This window comes from Kribbella sp. NPDC051952 (genome assembly GCF_040680855.1).
Taxonomy (GTDB): Bacteria; Actinomycetota; Actinomycetes; order Propionibacteriales; family Kribbellaceae; genus Kribbella.
Window position 1 is genome coordinate 25,688 of sequence record NZ_JBFAXQ010000031.1, and the last position, 14,975, is coordinate 40,662.

At 67.2% G+C, this 14,975-nt stretch carries 13 protein-coding genes; 2 read left to right on the forward strand and 11 right to left on the reverse strand.

All coding sequences use genetic code 11. The annotated features are described in order from the left end of the window. Positions 1-4 precede the first annotated feature (4 nt). From araA to AB0L70_RS36140, 8 genes are all read right to left on the reverse strand, one after another. A complete protein-coding gene (gene araA, locus AB0L70_RS36105; protein ID WP_363691328.1) occupies positions 5-1,522 on the reverse strand; it encodes an L-arabinose isomerase in 1,518 nt (505 codons plus the stop codon). A 25-nt stretch (positions 1,523-1,547) separates the two neighbouring features. Then, positions 1,548-2,225: an L-ribulose-5-phosphate 4-epimerase gene (locus AB0L70_RS36110; protein WP_363691329.1), complete on the reverse strand. Its 678-nt coding sequence runs from the start codon at positions 2,223-2,225 to the stop codon at positions 1,548-1,550. Continuing rightward, on the reverse strand, positions 2,222-3,889 hold the full coding sequence (gene araB, locus AB0L70_RS36115; RefSeq protein ID WP_363691331.1) for a ribulokinase: 1,668 nt from the start codon (positions 3,887-3,889) through the stop codon (positions 2,222-2,224). Before araB ends, AB0L70_RS36110 begins: the two co-directional genes overlap by 4 nt. A 104-nt stretch (positions 3,890-3,993) precedes the next feature. Further along, entirely contained in the window at positions 3,994-5,031 is a 1,038-nt protein-coding gene (locus AB0L70_RS36120) for a LacI family DNA-binding transcriptional regulator (protein WP_363691332.1), read from the reverse strand. A 32-nt stretch (positions 5,032-5,063) separates the two neighbouring features. After that, positions 5,064-6,314, reverse strand: a complete 1,251-nt coding sequence (gene mmsB, locus AB0L70_RS36125) for a multiple monosaccharide ABC transporter permease (protein ID WP_363691333.1) — start codon at positions 6,312-6,314, stop codon at positions 5,064-5,066. Then, positions 6,311-7,849: a multiple monosaccharide ABC transporter ATP-binding protein gene (mmsA, locus tag AB0L70_RS36130; RefSeq protein ID WP_363691334.1), complete on the reverse strand. Its 1,539-nt coding sequence runs from the start codon at positions 7,847-7,849 to the stop codon at positions 6,311-6,313. The genes mmsB and mmsA overlap by 4 nt, the downstream gene beginning before the upstream one ends. 82 nt (positions 7,850-7,931) lie before the next feature. Further along, a complete protein-coding gene (gene chvE / locus AB0L70_RS36135) occupies positions 7,932-9,071 on the reverse strand; it encodes a multiple monosaccharide ABC transporter substrate-binding protein (RefSeq protein ID WP_363691335.1) in 1,140 nt (379 codons plus the stop codon). A gap of 311 nt (positions 9,072-9,382) precedes the next feature. After that, positions 9,383-10,378: an alpha/beta hydrolase gene (locus tag AB0L70_RS36140; RefSeq protein ID WP_363691336.1), complete on the reverse strand. Its 996-nt coding sequence runs from the start codon at positions 10,376-10,378 to the stop codon at positions 9,383-9,385. A 144-nt stretch (positions 10,379-10,522) separates the two neighbouring features. Between AB0L70_RS36140 and AB0L70_RS36145 the strand changes: the two genes are divergently transcribed. Then, the gene (locus AB0L70_RS36145; RefSeq protein ID WP_363691337.1) at positions 10,523-11,410 is read left to right on the forward strand and encodes a sigma-70 family RNA polymerase sigma factor; all 888 of its coding nucleotides are present in this window, start codon (positions 10,523-10,525) and stop codon (positions 11,408-11,410) included. A gap of 72 nt (positions 11,411-11,482) precedes the next feature. Next, positions 11,483-12,910: an MFS transporter gene (locus tag AB0L70_RS36150; RefSeq protein WP_363691339.1), complete on the forward strand. Its 1,428-nt coding sequence runs from the start codon at positions 11,483-11,485 to the stop codon at positions 12,908-12,910. Here AB0L70_RS36150 and AB0L70_RS36155 read toward each other — a convergent pair. Genes AB0L70_RS36155 through AB0L70_RS36165 form a run of 3 tightly spaced genes read right to left on the reverse strand, consistent with a single transcriptional unit; the run spans position 12,882 to position 14,973 of the window. Then, entirely contained in the window at positions 12,882-13,583 is a 702-nt protein-coding gene (locus AB0L70_RS36155; RefSeq protein ID WP_363691340.1) for an alpha/beta hydrolase, read from the reverse strand. The two genes, AB0L70_RS36150 and AB0L70_RS36155, sit on opposite strands and share 29 nt — an antisense overlap. After that, positions 13,580-14,599, reverse strand: coding sequence for a saccharopine dehydrogenase NADP-binding domain-containing protein (locus tag AB0L70_RS36160; protein WP_363691341.1), 1,020 nt, complete (start codon positions 14,597-14,599; stop codon positions 13,580-13,582). Before AB0L70_RS36160 ends, AB0L70_RS36155 begins: the two co-directional genes overlap by 4 nt. Further along, positions 14,599-14,973, reverse strand: coding sequence for a nuclear transport factor 2 family protein (locus AB0L70_RS36165; RefSeq protein ID WP_363691342.1), 375 nt, complete (start codon positions 14,971-14,973; stop codon positions 14,599-14,601). Before AB0L70_RS36165 ends, AB0L70_RS36160 begins: the two co-directional genes overlap by 1 nt. Positions 14,974-14,975 lie beyond the last annotated feature (2 nt).

A 14,975-nucleotide genomic window follows, 5' to 3' on the forward strand; every position in this document is an offset into this window, starting at 1 on the left:
AGCATCAGCGAGCACCGGCCCTGCTGAGCCGGTGGTAGACGTCGTTCCAGTGCAGCTCACGCTGGAACTCGCGCACAGTGGTCGACGCATCGATGACGGCCAGCTCAACGGAGAGAATGTCGGCGAAGTCCTCGTACACCTCGCGCTCGAGGGCTGTGGTCAAGACGGTGTGGTGAGGTGCGCCGGCGACGAGCCACGACTCGGCCGAGGTGGCCAACGACGGCTCCGGTTTCCACACCGCACAGGCGACCGGCAGCTTCGGAAGCGCCTCGTCCGGCTCGACGACGTGTACGACGTTCGCCGTGAGCCGGAAGCGATCGCCCAGATCGGCGATCCCGACCACGACACCGGCGCCAGGATCGGAGGTGAAGCGCAATCGGACCGGATCCTCGCGGCCGCCGATGGAGAGCGGATGAATCTCCAGCGACGGGCGTGCCGACGTGAGCGACGGACACACCTCGAGCATGTGGGCGCCGAGGATCTTCTCCTCCCCCGGCACCAGGTGGTACGTGTAGTCCTCCATGAACGACGTACCGCCGGGCAGGCCGACGGCCATCGCCTTGCTGGCACGCAGCAGCACCGACGTCTTCCAGTCCCCTTCGCCGCCGAATCCGTAGCCGTCGGCCATCAGCCGCTGCACGGCCAGCCCGGGCAGTTGGCGGAGTCCGCCGAGATCCTCGAAGTTGGAGGTGAAGGCCCCGAACCCGCCGTCGGTCAGGAACGCCCGGAGCCCGAGTTCGATCTGGGCGCCGTAGCGCAGCGATTCGTGCCGGTCACCGCCCGGCAGCAGTTCGGGCGCGACGGTGTAGGTGTCGACGTACTCGTCCACCAGCGTGGAGATCTCGGCACCGGCAACACCGTCGACCGCCGCGACGAGCTCGTTGACGCTGTAGGTGTTGACCGATACGCCGAACCTCAACTGCGCCTCGACCTTGTCGCCCTCGGTCACGGCGACATCGCGCATGTTGTCACCGAACCGGGCGAGCTTGAGCGAACGGAGTTCGGCGACGCCGAGCGCTGCGCGCGCCCAGTGCCCGACTCGCTGCTGAACGGTCTGCGACTCGACATGTCCGGCCACGGTCTTGCGCGGCACCTGCAGCCGGGACTGGATGTAGCCGAACTCCCGATCGCCATGGGCAGCCTGATTGAGGTTCATGAAGTCCATGTCGATCGTTGCCCAAGGCAACGCAGCGTTGGCCTGCGTATGCAGGTGCAGCAGGGGTTTGCGGAGCGCGTCGAGTCCGGCGATCCACATCTTCGCCGGCGAGAAGGTGTGCATCCAGGCGATGACGCCGACGCACTCCGGCGCACTGTTGGCCTCGAGCAGCTGCCGGCGGATCGCATCGGCGTCGAGCAGCACCGGTTTCCACACGACCGTCACCGGCAGGCGCGCGTCGGCGAGCCGCTTGGCCACCGCCTGGGATTGTTCGGCGACCTGCTCGAGCGTGCTGGGCCCGTAGAGGCCTTGGCTGCCGGTCAGGAACCAGACCTCTCGAACGGTCTCGGTGGTGTTCACAGACATGCGGTCCTTCCGGGTCCGGGCTGCGTCATCGTTGGCCGTAGACGTTCTGGTAGCGGTCGAAGAGGCGCTCGACGTACGACTGGTCGATCGGGATCGGGTCACCGAGCTGCCGGGCCAGGTGCACCGACCGGGCCACGTCCTCACACATGACCGCCGCCTTGACCGCGGCCTTGGCGGTCGGCCCGATGGAGAAGACACCGTGGTTCTGCATCAGGACGGCCGGCGAACGCGATCCACGGAGCGTCTCGACGATGCCGCGGCCGATCGAGTCGTCCCCGATGATCGCGAACGGCCCCACCGGGATCGGGCCGCCGAACTCGTCGGCGCACATCGTCGTGACACAAGGGATCGATTCACCTCGAGCCGCCCAAGCGACGGCGTACGGCGAATGGGTGTGCACGACGCCGCCGACGTCCGGCATCTCCCTGTAGACGTAGGCCTGCGCCTCGGTGTCCGAGGACGGGGCGTGCTCACCGTCGACGACCCGGCCGTGGAGATCGCAGACAACCATGTTGCCGGGTGTCAGCTCGTCGTACGCGACCCCGCTCGGCTTGATCACCAAGAGGTCGTGGCCGGGAACCCGGGCCGACACGTTGCCCGCCGTCCAGACCACCAGCCCGTTGGCCGGCAGGTGCGCATGCAGCCGGCACACCTCGGTCCGGAGCCGGGTGAGAGTGTCGGCGACCTCCGCGATCGCGCTCACCGAGCCTCCTCCACAGCAGTACGCCGGATCTTTTTCAGCTTCCGCATCAGCCGGGTCTGCCGTCCGAAGTAGTCGTGCAGCTCGAGGTACACCTCGAACAACTGGTCGTAGGCCTTGGCCCGCTCCTCGTCCGGGAGGTGCACACCGCGTCGGACCTTGCCCATGCTCTTGGCCGCCGTCGGAACATCGGGATAGGCGCCGGCGGCAACGGCCGCGTGGATGGCCGAACCCAGCGCCGGACCCTGTTCGGAGTCGATGATCGAGAGCGGAAGCCTGGTGACGTCGGCGTAGATCTGCATCAGCAAGGCGTTCTGGGCCAGTCCGCCGGCGATGATCAGCTCCTTCACCGGTACGCCGCTACTGGCGAAGGTCTCGACGATGACGCGAGTACCGAACGCGGTCGCCTCGAGCAGGGCCCGGTAGCCGTCCTCGGCGCGCGTCGCCAGCGTCTGGCCGACGATCAGTCCGGAGAGTTCGTGATCGACGAGCACCGACCGGTTGCCGCTGTGCCAGTCAAGCGCGACCAGACCGTGCTGGGCGACCGCCTGACTCGCGGCGAGTCTGGTGAGGTGCTCGTGCAATGACTCCCCCGCCGCAGCCGCGGCTTCGTGATACGAGGGCGGTACGGCGTTGTCGACGAACCAGCCGAAGATGTCGCCGACACCGCTCTGGCCGGCCTCGTAGCCCCAGCGACCCGCGATGATGCCGCCGTCGACGACACCGCACATGCCGGGCACCTCTCGCAGCGCGTCCGCGCTCATGACGTGGCAGGTCGACGTGCCCATGATCGCGACCATCTGTCCCGGGTCCACGGCCTGTGCCGCCGGCGCTGTCACGTGCGCGTCGACGTTCCCGACGGCGACCGCGATGCCCTCCGGCAGCCCGGTCCACGCCGAGGCCTCAGCGGTCAGCCGGCCCGCCGCGGACCCGAGCTGGCCGATCGGATGTTCCAGCTTGTCGGCGACGAACCCCTCGAAGCCGGGCGCGAGTTGCTCGAGGAAGTCCGTCGACGGGTACCGGCCGTCCTGCAGGATGCCTTTGTAACCCGCCGTACAGGCATTGCGGACATAGCGTCCGCACAACTGCCACACGATCCAGTCGGCGGCCTCGACCCAGTGCTCCATCCGGTCGTAGACCGCGCGGTCCTCGTCGAACATCTGTAGCGCTTTGGCGAACTCCCACTCCGACGAGATGAGTCCGCCGTACCGCGGCAGCCAGGTTTCGCCCCGCTCGCGAGCGAGCTCGTTAATGCGGTCGGCCTGGGGCTGGGCGGCGTGGTGCTTCCACAGCTTCACGTAGGCATGCGGCCGGTCCGCGAGCCCGTCGACCTCGTTCAGCGGTGTGCCGTCGGCCAGACACGGGACCATCGTGCAGGCAGTGAAGTCGGTGGCGATGCCTATCACCTGGGCCGGATCTATCCCCGCCGCCGCGGTTGCCGCGGGGACCGCGGTCTTGAGCACCTCGCGATAGTCGGCGGGAACCTGCAGCGCCCAGTCCGGTGGCAACCGCGGACCAGTGCCCGGCAGCTGTTCGTCGATCACGGCATGTGCGTACTCGTGCACCGCCGTACCGAGCTCGGCCCCATCGGAGACGCGGACGACGACGGCGCGGCCGGACAGCGTACCGAAGTCGACTCCGACGACGTAGGGCTCTTCGGGGCTCATGCACAGTTCCTCTCTGATGATGTGGAGGCAGCATCAGAGACAAAAGTGTGAACGCTAACATTCTTTGTTGTCAAGGACGGAAGTCCGCGGATGGATCTTGAATGTTAGCGCTCGCGAGCGGCCGGACGCGGCGCCGCGGTGGAGTCGCGCAGGACCAGCGACGGCCGGATCAGCTCGGTGGACGGATCGGTCTCCCCGGCCAGCGCCCGCAGGGTCAGCTCGACCGCCCGCCGGCCGAGCAGGGAGAACTCCTGATCGACGGTCGTGAGCGCCGGCCAGAGATACGGCGCCTCGGGTACGTCGTCGAATCCGACTACGCTGATCTCGCCCGGTACGTCGCGACCCTTCTCGTGCAGCGCGTACATCAACCCCATCGCCATACCGTCGTTGGCCACGAAGACCGCGGTCACGTCCGGATCCTCGGCGATCCGCAGTCCGGCGTCGTACCCGCTCTTCGGCGACCAGTCGCCGGCCAGCTCCGGCCCCGGCAGAACATGCCGATCCGCGTGCGCATGCTGCCAGCCCGTACGCCGCTGGCCGGCTTCCACCCACTCCAGTGGTCCGGTGACATGGGCGACATGGCGGTGGCCGAGGTCGAGCAGGTGCTCCACCGCCGCGCGGGCACCCGCCTCCTGGTCGATTCCCACCGCCATCCGCTGTCCGTCGCTCACCCCTTGGACGACGATCATGGGGACGGGTATCTCGACCGACCTGACCTGCTCGAGAGCGTCACGATGGGCCACGGCCACGACGATCGCCTCGACCGCCTCGTCGAGCAGGCGATCGACCGCCTCCCGGAGCGACTGCGACGAGAAGTCCTCGACCGCGACGAGTGAGACGTCGTACCCCGCCTTGTGGCCGGCGTCCTGCACCGATACGGCGATCATGCTCGGCCCGTGCAGAACCAGGTGCGCCGAGATCATCCCGATCCGGCCCGACCTGTTCGTCACGAGCAGCCGCGCCGCGTTGTTGCGCCGGTAGCCCAACTCGGCGATCGCCGCGAGCACGCGGGTGCGGGTCTCGTCCCGAACCAGCTCCGATCCGTTCAGCACCCGGGACACGGTCTGATGCGAGACGCCGGCCGCGGCGGCCACATCCGTCATGCTCGGAGCCCGTCCGAGACCTTCGCTCGCTCTCACCATAAGCAAATACTAGGGATCCCCACCGATGACCGTCAGCGGGTGGCACCGGCGCGGCGCTTGTTGTAGATGTCGAAGGCAACGGCCAGCAGCAGCACCAGGCCCTTGACGACGGACTGGGTCGACTGGTCGACACCCATCAGCTGCATGCCGTTGCTCATGACCGCCATGATCAGGCCACCGACCATCGCCCCGACCACGGTGCCGACGCCGCCCGCCACGGCCGCGCCGCCGATGAAGGCCGCCGCGATCGCGTCCAGTTCGAACATGTTGCCCGCCGCGGGCTGGGCGCCGTTGGACCGGGACGAGTAGATGACGCCGGCGATCCCGGCCAGGAATCCCATGTTCACGAAGATCCAGAAGTTGACCTTGCGGACCTTCACCCCGGACAGCATCGCGGCCGACAGGTTGCCGCCGATCGCGTAGACCTGGCGGCCGAACACGGTGTTCTTCGTCATCAACCCGTAGGCGATCACCAGGACAGCCAGAATGATCAGGACGATCGGCAGACCGCGGGCGTGGGCGAGCTGCCAGGCGAAGTACATGACGACCGCGGCGACCGCGAGTACGCGCGTGACGAACAACGGGAACGACTCCACCGGCTGCTCGTAGCGGATCCGGGCCAGCCGGGTGCGGAAGACGCCGACCGCGTACCCGGCCACCGCGATCCCGCCGATGAGCAGCGTGAACGCGTCGTACCCCTGCCCTCCGATCAGGCCGTTCAGGAAGCCGCTGGCGACCTTCTGATACTCGCCCGGGAACGGCGACAACGAGACGTTGTCGAGCACCTGCAACGTCAGTCCACGGAACAGCAACATGCCCGCGAGCGTGACGATGAACGCGGGCATACCGACGTACGCGACCCAGAAGCCGTGCCAGGCGCCGACCGCGGTGCCGACCGCGATCGATGCGACCACGCCGATCCACCACGGCTGTCCGTGCTGGATCACCAGTACGGCGGAGACCGCGCCCGTCAGCGCGACGATCGACCCGACCGACAGGTCGATGTGGCCGGCGATGATCAGGATCACCATGCCGATCGCCAGCACCAGGATGTAGGAGTACTGGAGCACGATGTTGGTGATGTTGCCCGGGCTGAGCAGGACACCGTCGGTCAGGGTGGCGAACAGCGCCACGATCACGACGAACGCGATGTAGATGCCGCTCTGCCTCAGGTTGCGCATGATCAGCGTGAGCGGATCGCTGGTGCCGACGTGCAGCGCGGCGGCGGAGGCGCTCTCTGCTGATGCCTGTTCCGTTGGCACGGAAGGTTTGGTGCTGGTCATCCGGCGAGCTCCTTCTCCTGCGTCATGAGCGCCATCAGGTTCTCCTGGGTTGCCTGGCCCACCGGCACCTCGCCGGTGATCCGTCCGGCCGACAAGGTGTAGATCCGGTCACACATCCCCAGCAGTTCGGGCAGTTCCGACGAGATGACGATGACCGCCTTCCCCTCGGCGACCAACCGGTTGATGATCGTGTAGATCTCGAACTTGGCTCCGACGTCGATACCGCGGGTGGGCTCGTCCAGGATGAGTACGTCGGGATCCGTGAACAGCCACTTCGACAGCACGACCTTCTGCTGGTTCCCGCCGGACAGGGTGCCGACGGTGTCCAGTACGGTGCGCGTCTTGATGTTCAGGTCGCGCCGGCCCTGCTCGGCGACCTTGATCTCCTCGTTGCCGTTGACCCAGCCGGCCCGGGCCAGCTTGCCGAGTGCGGCGGCCGAGACGTTGGCGCGCACGTCGGCGATCAGGTTCAGGCCGTAGCGTTTGCGATCCTCGGTGGCGTAGGCGATGCCGTTGGAGATCGCCTCGGCGACGGTCCGGGCGCGGACCTCCTTTCCGTGCAGGTAGAGCCGGCCGCTGATATTGCGTCCGTACGAACGCCCGAAGACGCTCATCGCGAGTTCGGTCCGGCCCGCACCCATCAGTCCGGCGATGCCGACGACCTCGCCGGCCCGCACGTCGAGGGACGCGCCGTCGACGACCTTGCGCGGCTGGACCGGATGCCACACCGTCCAGTCCTCGATCCGCAGCACCTCGGGGCCCGGCGCGGAGACCCGGTCGGGGTAGAAGCTGTCGAGATCGCGGCCGACCATGCCGCGGATGATCCGCTCCTGGGTGACCTCCCCCGACGACATGTCGAGCGTCTCGACCGTCAGACCGTCGCGGATCACCGTGGTGGAGTCGGCGATCGCGGTGATCTCGCTGAGCTTGTGGGAGATCATGATGCAGGTGATCCCGCGATCCCGCAGCCGTCGCAGCAGCTCGAGCAGGTGGGCCGAGTCGACGTCGTTGAGGGCGGCGGTCGGCTCGTCCAGAATGAGCAACCGCACGTCCTTCGACAACGCCTTCGCGATCTCGACCAGCTGTTGTTTGCCGACGCCGAGCTGAATCACGGGCGAGACCGGGTTCTCGTCCAGTCCGACGGACCTCAGCAACTCGCGGGCCTCGGCGTTGGTCCGGTTCCAGTCGATCAGCCCGCCGCGCCCGCGGCGCTCGTTGCCGAGGAAGATGTTCTCCGCGATCGACAGGTACGGCACCAGCGCGAGCTCCTGATGGATGATCACGATGCCGACGGCTTCGCTGTCGCGGATGCCGGCGAAGTGGACGGGCTTACCGTCCAGGCTGATCTCGCCGTCGTAGCTCCCGGTCGGGTAGACGCCGGACAACACCTTCATCAGCGTCGACTTGCCGGCCCCGTTCTCTCCACAGATCGCGTGGATCTCGCCACGCCGGACGACGAGCGAGACGTCCTCGAGCGCCTTGACACCGGGAAACGTCTTCGTGATGCCCCGCATCTCGAGCAGTACGTCGACCATGGGTCCTCCTTCGCGATCGAACCGTCCACGTCGACTCGCGGGCTGGACCCGGCGGTCGGTGCCGCCGGGCCCGGCCCAGCTGTCACTTCGCCTGGCCGGCGACCACCTCGGCGGCCGTGTAGTAGCCGGAGTCGACGAGCGCCTTCTGGATGTCCGGCTTGAAGACGGTCTGGATCGGCAGCAGGTACGCCGGAACGACCTTCTCGCCGTTGTCGTACGACTTGGTGTCGTTGGACTCCGGCTGCTTCTTCTCCAGGAACGCCACCGACGCGTTGACGGCCTGCTCGGCCAGCAGCCGGGTGTCCTTGAAGATCGTGGAGCTCTGCACACCGGTGTTGATCAGCTTGACCGATGCGATCTCCGCGTCCTGCCCGGTGATGGCCGGCATCGGGTTGGCCGCCGTACCGTAACCGACGTTCTGCAAGGCGGTGATGATGCCGCGCGAGATCCCGTCGTACGGCGCGAGGACGCCGTTGACCTTGCCTCCGTCGTTGTAGCTCGAGGTGAGCAGGTCTTCCATCCGCTTCTGCGCCGCCTCCTGCTGCCAGCGCAGGATCGCGACCTGCTCCATCTTGGTCTGCTTCGACTTGACCACGAGCGAACCGTTGTCCAGGTAGGGCTTTAGCGTGTCCATGGCGCCGGTGAAGAAGAAGTGCGTGTTGTTGTCGTCCAGCGAGCCGGCGAAGACCTCGATGTTGAACGGCCCGGTCTTGGTGCCCTTCGAGCCGTCCGCGTTCTCCAGGCCGAGCCCGCGCAGGAGTGCCTTCGCCTGGGCGACGCCGACCTTGTAGTTGTCGAAGCTGACGTAGAAGTCGACGTTCTTGCTGCCACGGATCAACCGGTCGTACGCGATCACCGGGATCTTCTTGTCGGCCGCCGCCTGCAGCTGGCTGCTGAGCGCGGTGCCGTCGATCGCGGCGACGATCAGTACGTCGGCGCCCTGGGTGATCATCTGGTCGACCTGCTGCGACTGCGTCGGGATGTCGTCGTTCGCGTACTGCAGAACGACCTTGTACCCCTTCGCCTCGAGCTTCTCCTTCACCGCCTTGCCGTCGGCGATCCAGCGCTCCGAAGTCTGCGTCGGCATCGATACGCCGATGGTCAGGTCCTCGGGCTTCTGACTGGCAGTCTCGGTGGTCCCGCCCGCTCCTTGCCCACCGCACGCCGCGAGGCCGAGCACCAGCAGGGCGCCACTCAGAGTGGCAACAAACCTCTTCTTCACAGACTCTTCCCTTCCGGCAGAGATGTCCCCCCGCATAACGGGCCCCGTATCGGACTGTTAGCGCTCACATGTTGGCGCCCACTTACACATCGGTCAAGATGTCGGCAAGACATCACGTCGTCACGGTCTGATAACGGCAACTGACCGAGTCATCGTCCGTACAGCGCGGGAAATCGTTAACCGGAAGGGATCTCAGGCTCGCGGACAGGTGGCGCGCGAACCATCCGAGCCCGGCGGGAAGAGCGGTGATAAATCCTCACTGCACAATGCGCACGTTAACAATGATGGATTTATCACCTGGCGTCCTCTGGTCAGGTGAGGAAGTTGAGGAGGGACTTCGTGACCAGGGTTGGGTCTTCTTCGCAGAGCCAGTGGAGGGCTTTGTCGACGGTGATGATGCCGCGTACGTCGGTTGCGATCTGCGGCAGGGTGTACTCGAACCATTGGCGCGACGTGGCCGCGATCAGCCCCAGCACCGGCATGGTGACCTTGGCGTAGGTGTTCATGTCGGCGATGTCCTGGTGGATGGCCTGGTACCACCCGTTCGACGCGCGGATCGCGTCCGGGTCGTCGTACCAGGAGGTGTAGACGCGGCGGTCGGCGTCGGTGACGTTGTCCTGGTTGCGCAGACCGATGCCGTAGTGCCAGTCGATCAGGTACCTCGAGCGCCCCTGCAGGAGCTGGTCGGGAAGCTGCTTCACCTGGTTGAAGGCGAACCACCACATGTGGACACCGGCACCGGGCTTGGTCAGCATCGGCAGGTTGTACAGGGTCTCGTCAGGGTGCAGGACGTCGAGCAGCGCCAGGCGCCGCGTCGCCGCGCCGTGGTTGGCCGCGAAGCTGAAGGCCACCATCGCCCCGATGTCGTGCCCGGCGATGTTCACCTGCCGGTAGCCGAGGCTGCGGACCAGCTCGTAGATGTCGCGAGCCATCGTCTTTTTGTCGTAGCCACCGGCCGGGCGTTCCGACGCACCCATGCCGCGGATGTCGACGACGATCACGCGATAGTGCTTGGCGAGCAGCGGCATCACCTTGTGATAGCTCCACCACGTCGCCGGCCAGCCCGGTACCAGCACCAGCGGCTCACCCTTGCCCCCGGCAACATAATGCAGTCGTACGCCGTTGACCCGGGCGAAGTGACTGTGGAAGTCACCGTCCAGCCGCCTGGCCAGCACTTCGTCGTCGATGCCCCGCGGCGGCCGTTGACCCACCGCGGCCATCGCCTCGCCGGAAGCAGCACCATCGATTCCAGCCGCCAGCGCCACGCCCGCACCGACAGCGAGGGCCCTTCTCCTGTTCAGTTCCATCTCGAGTTGCTCCTCAGTCATCACGCCGAAATCGGCCTTTTCGCAGCACTGACGCAGCTCGGGCGGCGAAGGTGACAGCTGGTCAGTCACCTCGGGCCGGTTTGATCCGTCAGGTCTCTGACAGTCGACGGAGAAGGGTGAGCAATGAGCGAGCAGGACTACCTGGCGGACGGATTCGAGACGCATCGACCGCATCTGAAGGCGGTCGCCTACCGGATGCTCGGCTCGTTGAGCGAGGCCGACGACGCGGTCCAGGAGGCGTGGCTGCGACTGAACCGCACCGACACCAGCGATGTGGAGAACCTCGGTGGCTGGCTGACGACCGTCGTCGGCCGGGTGTGTCTGGACCTTCTGCGTCGACGCACCGCCCGCCGGGAGGCGCCGTACGCGGCCCATCTCCCGGATCCCATCGTGAGCCGGGACGAGACGGTCAATCCCGAGGACGAGGTGCTGATCGCCGACTCCGTCGGGCTGGCGCTGCTGGTGGTCCTCGAGTCGCTCGGGCCGGCCGAACGGCTGGCGTTCGTACTGCACGACCTGTTCGGGGTGCCGTTCGACGAGATCGCGACGATCCTCCAGCGCACGGTCCCCGCGGCCAAGCAGTTGGCCAGTCGCGCCCGGCGCCGAGTGCGTACGGCGGCACCGGCCCCGGATCCCGATCTGGCCCTGCAACGGCGCGTGGTCGAGGCGTTCCAGGCCGCATCACGCGACGGAGACTTCGCGGCGCTGGTCACACTGCTCGATCCTGACGTCGTACTGCGTGCGGACCGCGGTCTGATCGCCGGCGCCGGCTGGACCGAGATCCACGGCGCCGCCGAGGTGGCCGGGCAGGCTCTGACGTTCCGCCGGTTGTCCGCCTTCCCGCTGCCGGTCCTTGTCAACGGCAACGCCGGTCTGATCACCGTTGCGGACGGTCAGGCGATGGCACTGATGAGCTTCACGATCACCGGCGGCAAGATCGTTGCCATCGACATCCTGGCCGACCCCACCCGCCTGCGTCAGTTGGACATCGACGTACTCACCGGCGACTGAGGGCCGCGATACCTCTGGATGATCCGGCGCGTCAGTGCAGCGAAAGACAAACTCCTCACATCGGAAGGTCTCATGTCTGCACAGCAAGACACCGGAGTCGCCGCCCAGCCCGTCCCCCGGGCCGGGTTGGCGCTGCTGGTCATCGCCGTCGCGCAGTTGATGATCGTGCTCGACGGCACGATCGTGACGGTCGCACTGCCGAGCATCCAGAACGGGCTGCACCTGGCCGGCTCGGATCTCAACTGGATCCTCACCGTCTACGCGCTGACCTTCGGCGGGCTCCTGCTCGCCGGCGGCCGGGCCGCGGACCTGTTCGGCCGGCGGCTGATGTTCCGCCTCGGTCTGATCGTCTTCACCGCGGCCTCCCTGCTCGGCGGGGTCGCCACCACCGGCGCCGTTCTGATCGGTGCCCGCGCGTTGCAGGGTCTCAGCGCCGCGATCATCGCCCCCACCGCGCTTTCGTTGCTCGCGGCCACCTTCCCCGCCGGTCCGCAACGGACCAGGGCTCTCGGCGTGTACGGCGCGATGGGTGCCCTCGGGTCGGTGGTCGGACTGCTCGTCGGCGGCGCACTGACCGAGTACCTGAACTGGCGCTGGATCCTGTTCGTGAACATCCCGATCGCCCTCGTACCGCTGGCCGGCTCCGCGGTGTTCGGTCCGGACACGAACCGGCGTAGCGGTGTCGAACTCCCTGGTCCGGTGACTGCCACGCTGGGATTCGGTGCGCTGGTTCTGGCCGTCAACAAGGCGAACCAGGACGGCTGGACAGCTCCCGTCGTACTGGTATCGGCTGGGGTCGCGGTCGTCCTGCTGACCGCGTTCACGCTCCTGCAGCGCTTCGGCACGAACCCGATGGTCCCGCCTGCTGTATTGGCCGACCGTGGCCGGGCCGGCGCCAACGTCGTCATGCTGCTGATGGGCGCCGGCATGCTGGCCACGTTCTACTTCCTCACTCTGTACATGCAGGTGGTGAAGGAGTACTCGCCGATGCTGACCGGGGTCGCCTACCTGCCGTTCGCGGCCGGTATGGGCGTCGGCGCGGGTGCGATCGGTCCTAGCTTGATGGCGAAGACGTCTGTACGCACGGTGTCGGTCATCGGGATGTTGCTGGCCGCGGCCGGCATGGGCTGTTTCACTTTGCTGAGCCCGTCGCAGAACGCGTTCGCCGTACTGCTGCCGGCCCAGCTGGTCGCCGGTGCCGGTCTCGGTATGGTCATCGTCGCGATCACGATCGCCGGGGTCCGCGACGTCGAGGCCCGCGACACAGGTGTCGCGTCCGGACTGATCAACACGAGCCAGCAGATCGGTGGTGCGGTCGGTCTCGCCGTCCTGGCCTCCGTGGCGACGAAGGTCACCGAGGACAGGACCGCCGGCAACTCGTTGCCTGAGGCATTGACCAGCGGGTACACGAGCGGCCTGCTGGTCGGCGGCGGGCTCTATCTGGTCGGTGCCCTCGTCGCGCTACTGGCCTTCAGCCGATCGACCGATCACCAGTCGTAGCCGGATGAACGTCGAGCAGAAGGGCGGTCAGCTCATGCGGGTGGGTGAGCATCACGTTGTGCGGACCGTCGATGGGGACGGTCCGGTAACCGATCTCCTTCGCGAACTGCTCGAACTGATACACCTGCGGCCGGCAGTAGATGGCGGTGCCAGGGATCTGATCGACGGCGCCGGTCAGCCGAGTTGCCTCGGTGAACGTTCGCAGCGGCTGGGGGACCAGCCGCTGCGACAACCAGTCGACGTCGCCGGGATCGGTGATACCGAAGGCACCCGCGGCCGGGGCGGGGATGTAGCGATTGTCCGCGTTCGCCTCGGCACTGCGCCGGACGGCGTCGACGAACGGCGCGGGTGCCAGGTCGAACAAGCCGGCACCGTCACTCGCCGCCCAACCGTCCACCAGGATCAGTTGACGCACCAGCGTCGACCGCTGGTCGGCCGCCTCACGAACGACCAGGCCCGCGTAGCTGTGGCCGACCAGTACGACGTCATCCGCGGCGGTCAGGCCGTCCAGGGCACTGACGACTTCGGCGACATGGTCGTGAAGACCTGGAGCGCCTTCCCAGGGCAAGGTGACATTGACGGTGCGCGCACCGGCGTCCTCCAGTACCGGCACCACGCGGTCCCAGGCCCACGACCCGTGCCAGGCACCGTGGACGAGCACAAAGGTAGTCATACCGTTTCCTCTCGCAAATGTACGTCGGTGAAGCAGTCGAGCTCCTGGAGCCGCTGCAGGAAGTCAGCCGGAGCGAACAACTCCGCAGCGCTCCGGGCACCGTCGAGCCGAATATTGCCGACGGCAAGGGCTTGGGCCGCCTCGACGGAGACGAGTGCGCCGACCCGGTAGATGTCGTTGCCCCGGACGTACCCGATCCGCGTCCCGGCACCGGACGTCGCCCGCACGACGACAGTGAAGGCGGATCCGGCCCGATCGGCCGAGGCGATGTCCTCGCTGGTGAAGACAGTCTCCTCCTGGAACGTCTCCGCCGTCATGAACACCCCGACGGACCGGGTGTCGACGCGGCGCGGGATCGTCACCACTTCACCGGCCGGATAGTTCACCAGCACCGGGCGGGCGCCGATCGGCGCCGGGTAGTCGAAGATCGCAGTCTCCGCTTCGCGAGCCACCAGCTGGAGCGTGCCGTCGACGTAGGTCAGTCGGTCGGCGCTCACCAGGTGGGTGGCCGTGTTCTTGGAGGCTGAAGTCATTCGCCAGCCGTTGACCGCGTACGCGACGCTCACCGCGTCGACCGGGCCTTGCCCCTCGGTCACCGTGGCAGCGAGAAGATCAGCGATCGCGCCGTACAGGCTCATGCCAGGACTCAGCACGACCTTGGCTGTCCGCGCGTCTGCATCGAAGTTCTCGAACAGGTTCCGTGAATGCAGCGGCTCGGCGGCGTGGTCCAGGTAGTGGGCGCCGGCCGCGATGGCCGCCGTCGCGACCGGACCACCCGACCGGGCGAAAGGCCCGGCACAGTTGATCACCACTGCCGCGCCGTCCATTGCCGCCAGCAACGCCTGGCCGTCGTCCAGGCCGGCCGCGCGAACCTCGGTGAGCGGACCCAACTCGGCGGCGAGTTTCTCCAGGCCTGCGGCGTCCCGTCCGGCCAGGATCACCTTCTCGCCACGGTCCACCAACTCGGCCGAGACCAGGCGTCCGGTGTGTCCGGTCGCGCCGTACACCGCGATCATCAGGACACCGCCACAGGTCGGATGGCGGCCGGGTCGAAGTGGGCGAGGCCGTCGACGGCCAGATCGCCCTGCAGCGTGAAGCGGTCGATACCTTCCCACTCCACGAGTACGTCGTCGGCTGTTGCCTGCAGGCGCCAGTGGACGAACGCAACGTCCGGGCCGGTCGCGGTCATGAGCGGCTCGAGCTTCAGGTCCGGACGCGCCCGGAGCACCTGCTCGAAGTACGCCCGGATCGCGTCGCGGCCGCGGATCGGTTGCGGGAGGTTCGGACGGTGCAGCGTCGCGTCCGCGGTGAAGAGCTCGCTCAGCGAGGCCGGCGTTGGTTCGCTCCAGGCCTGGGTGAATCGCTGGAGGAACTGCTGCGCATTCGTCATCG

Bases quoted from the DNA above. Each gene is read 5' to 3' on its own strand.
- AB0L70_RS36165 (WP_363691342.1), bottom strand. From the start codon at position 14,973: ATGACGAATGCGCAGCAGTTCCTCCAGCGATTCACCCAGGCCTGGAGC.
- AB0L70_RS36120 (WP_363691332.1), bottom strand. From the start codon at position 5,031: ATGGTGAGAGCGAGCGAAGGTCTCGGACGGGCTCCGAGCATGACGGAT.
- mmsA (WP_363691334.1), bottom strand. From the start codon at position 7,849: ATGGTCGACGTACTGCTCGAGATGCGGGGCATCACGAAGACGTTTCCC.
- AB0L70_RS36145 (WP_363691337.1), top strand. From the start codon at position 10,523: ATGAGCGAGCAGGACTACCTGGCGGACGGATTCGAGACGCATCGACCG.
- AB0L70_RS36140 (WP_363691336.1), bottom strand. From the start codon at position 10,378: ATGGAACTGAACAGGAGAAGGGCCCTCGCTGTCGGTGCGGGCGTGGCG.
- araB (WP_363691331.1), bottom strand. From the start codon at position 3,889: ATGAGCCCCGAAGAGCCCTACGTCGTCGGAGTCGACTTCGGTACGCTG.
- AB0L70_RS36155 (WP_363691340.1), bottom strand. From the start codon at position 13,583: ATGACTACCTTTGTGCTCGTCCACGGTGCCTGGCACGGGTCGTGGGCC.
- mmsB (WP_363691333.1), bottom strand. From the start codon at position 6,314: ATGACCAGCACCAAACCTTCCGTGCCAACGGAACAGGCATCAGCAGAG.
- AB0L70_RS36150 (WP_363691339.1), top strand. From the start codon at position 11,483: ATGTCTGCACAGCAAGACACCGGAGTCGCCGCCCAGCCCGTCCCCCGG.
- AB0L70_RS36160 (WP_363691341.1), bottom strand. From the start codon at position 14,599: ATGATCGCGGTGTACGGCGCGACCGGACACACCGGACGCCTGGTCTCG.
- araA (WP_363691328.1), bottom strand. From the start codon at position 1,522: ATGTCTGTGAACACCACCGAGACCGTTCGAGAGGTCTGGTTCCTGACC.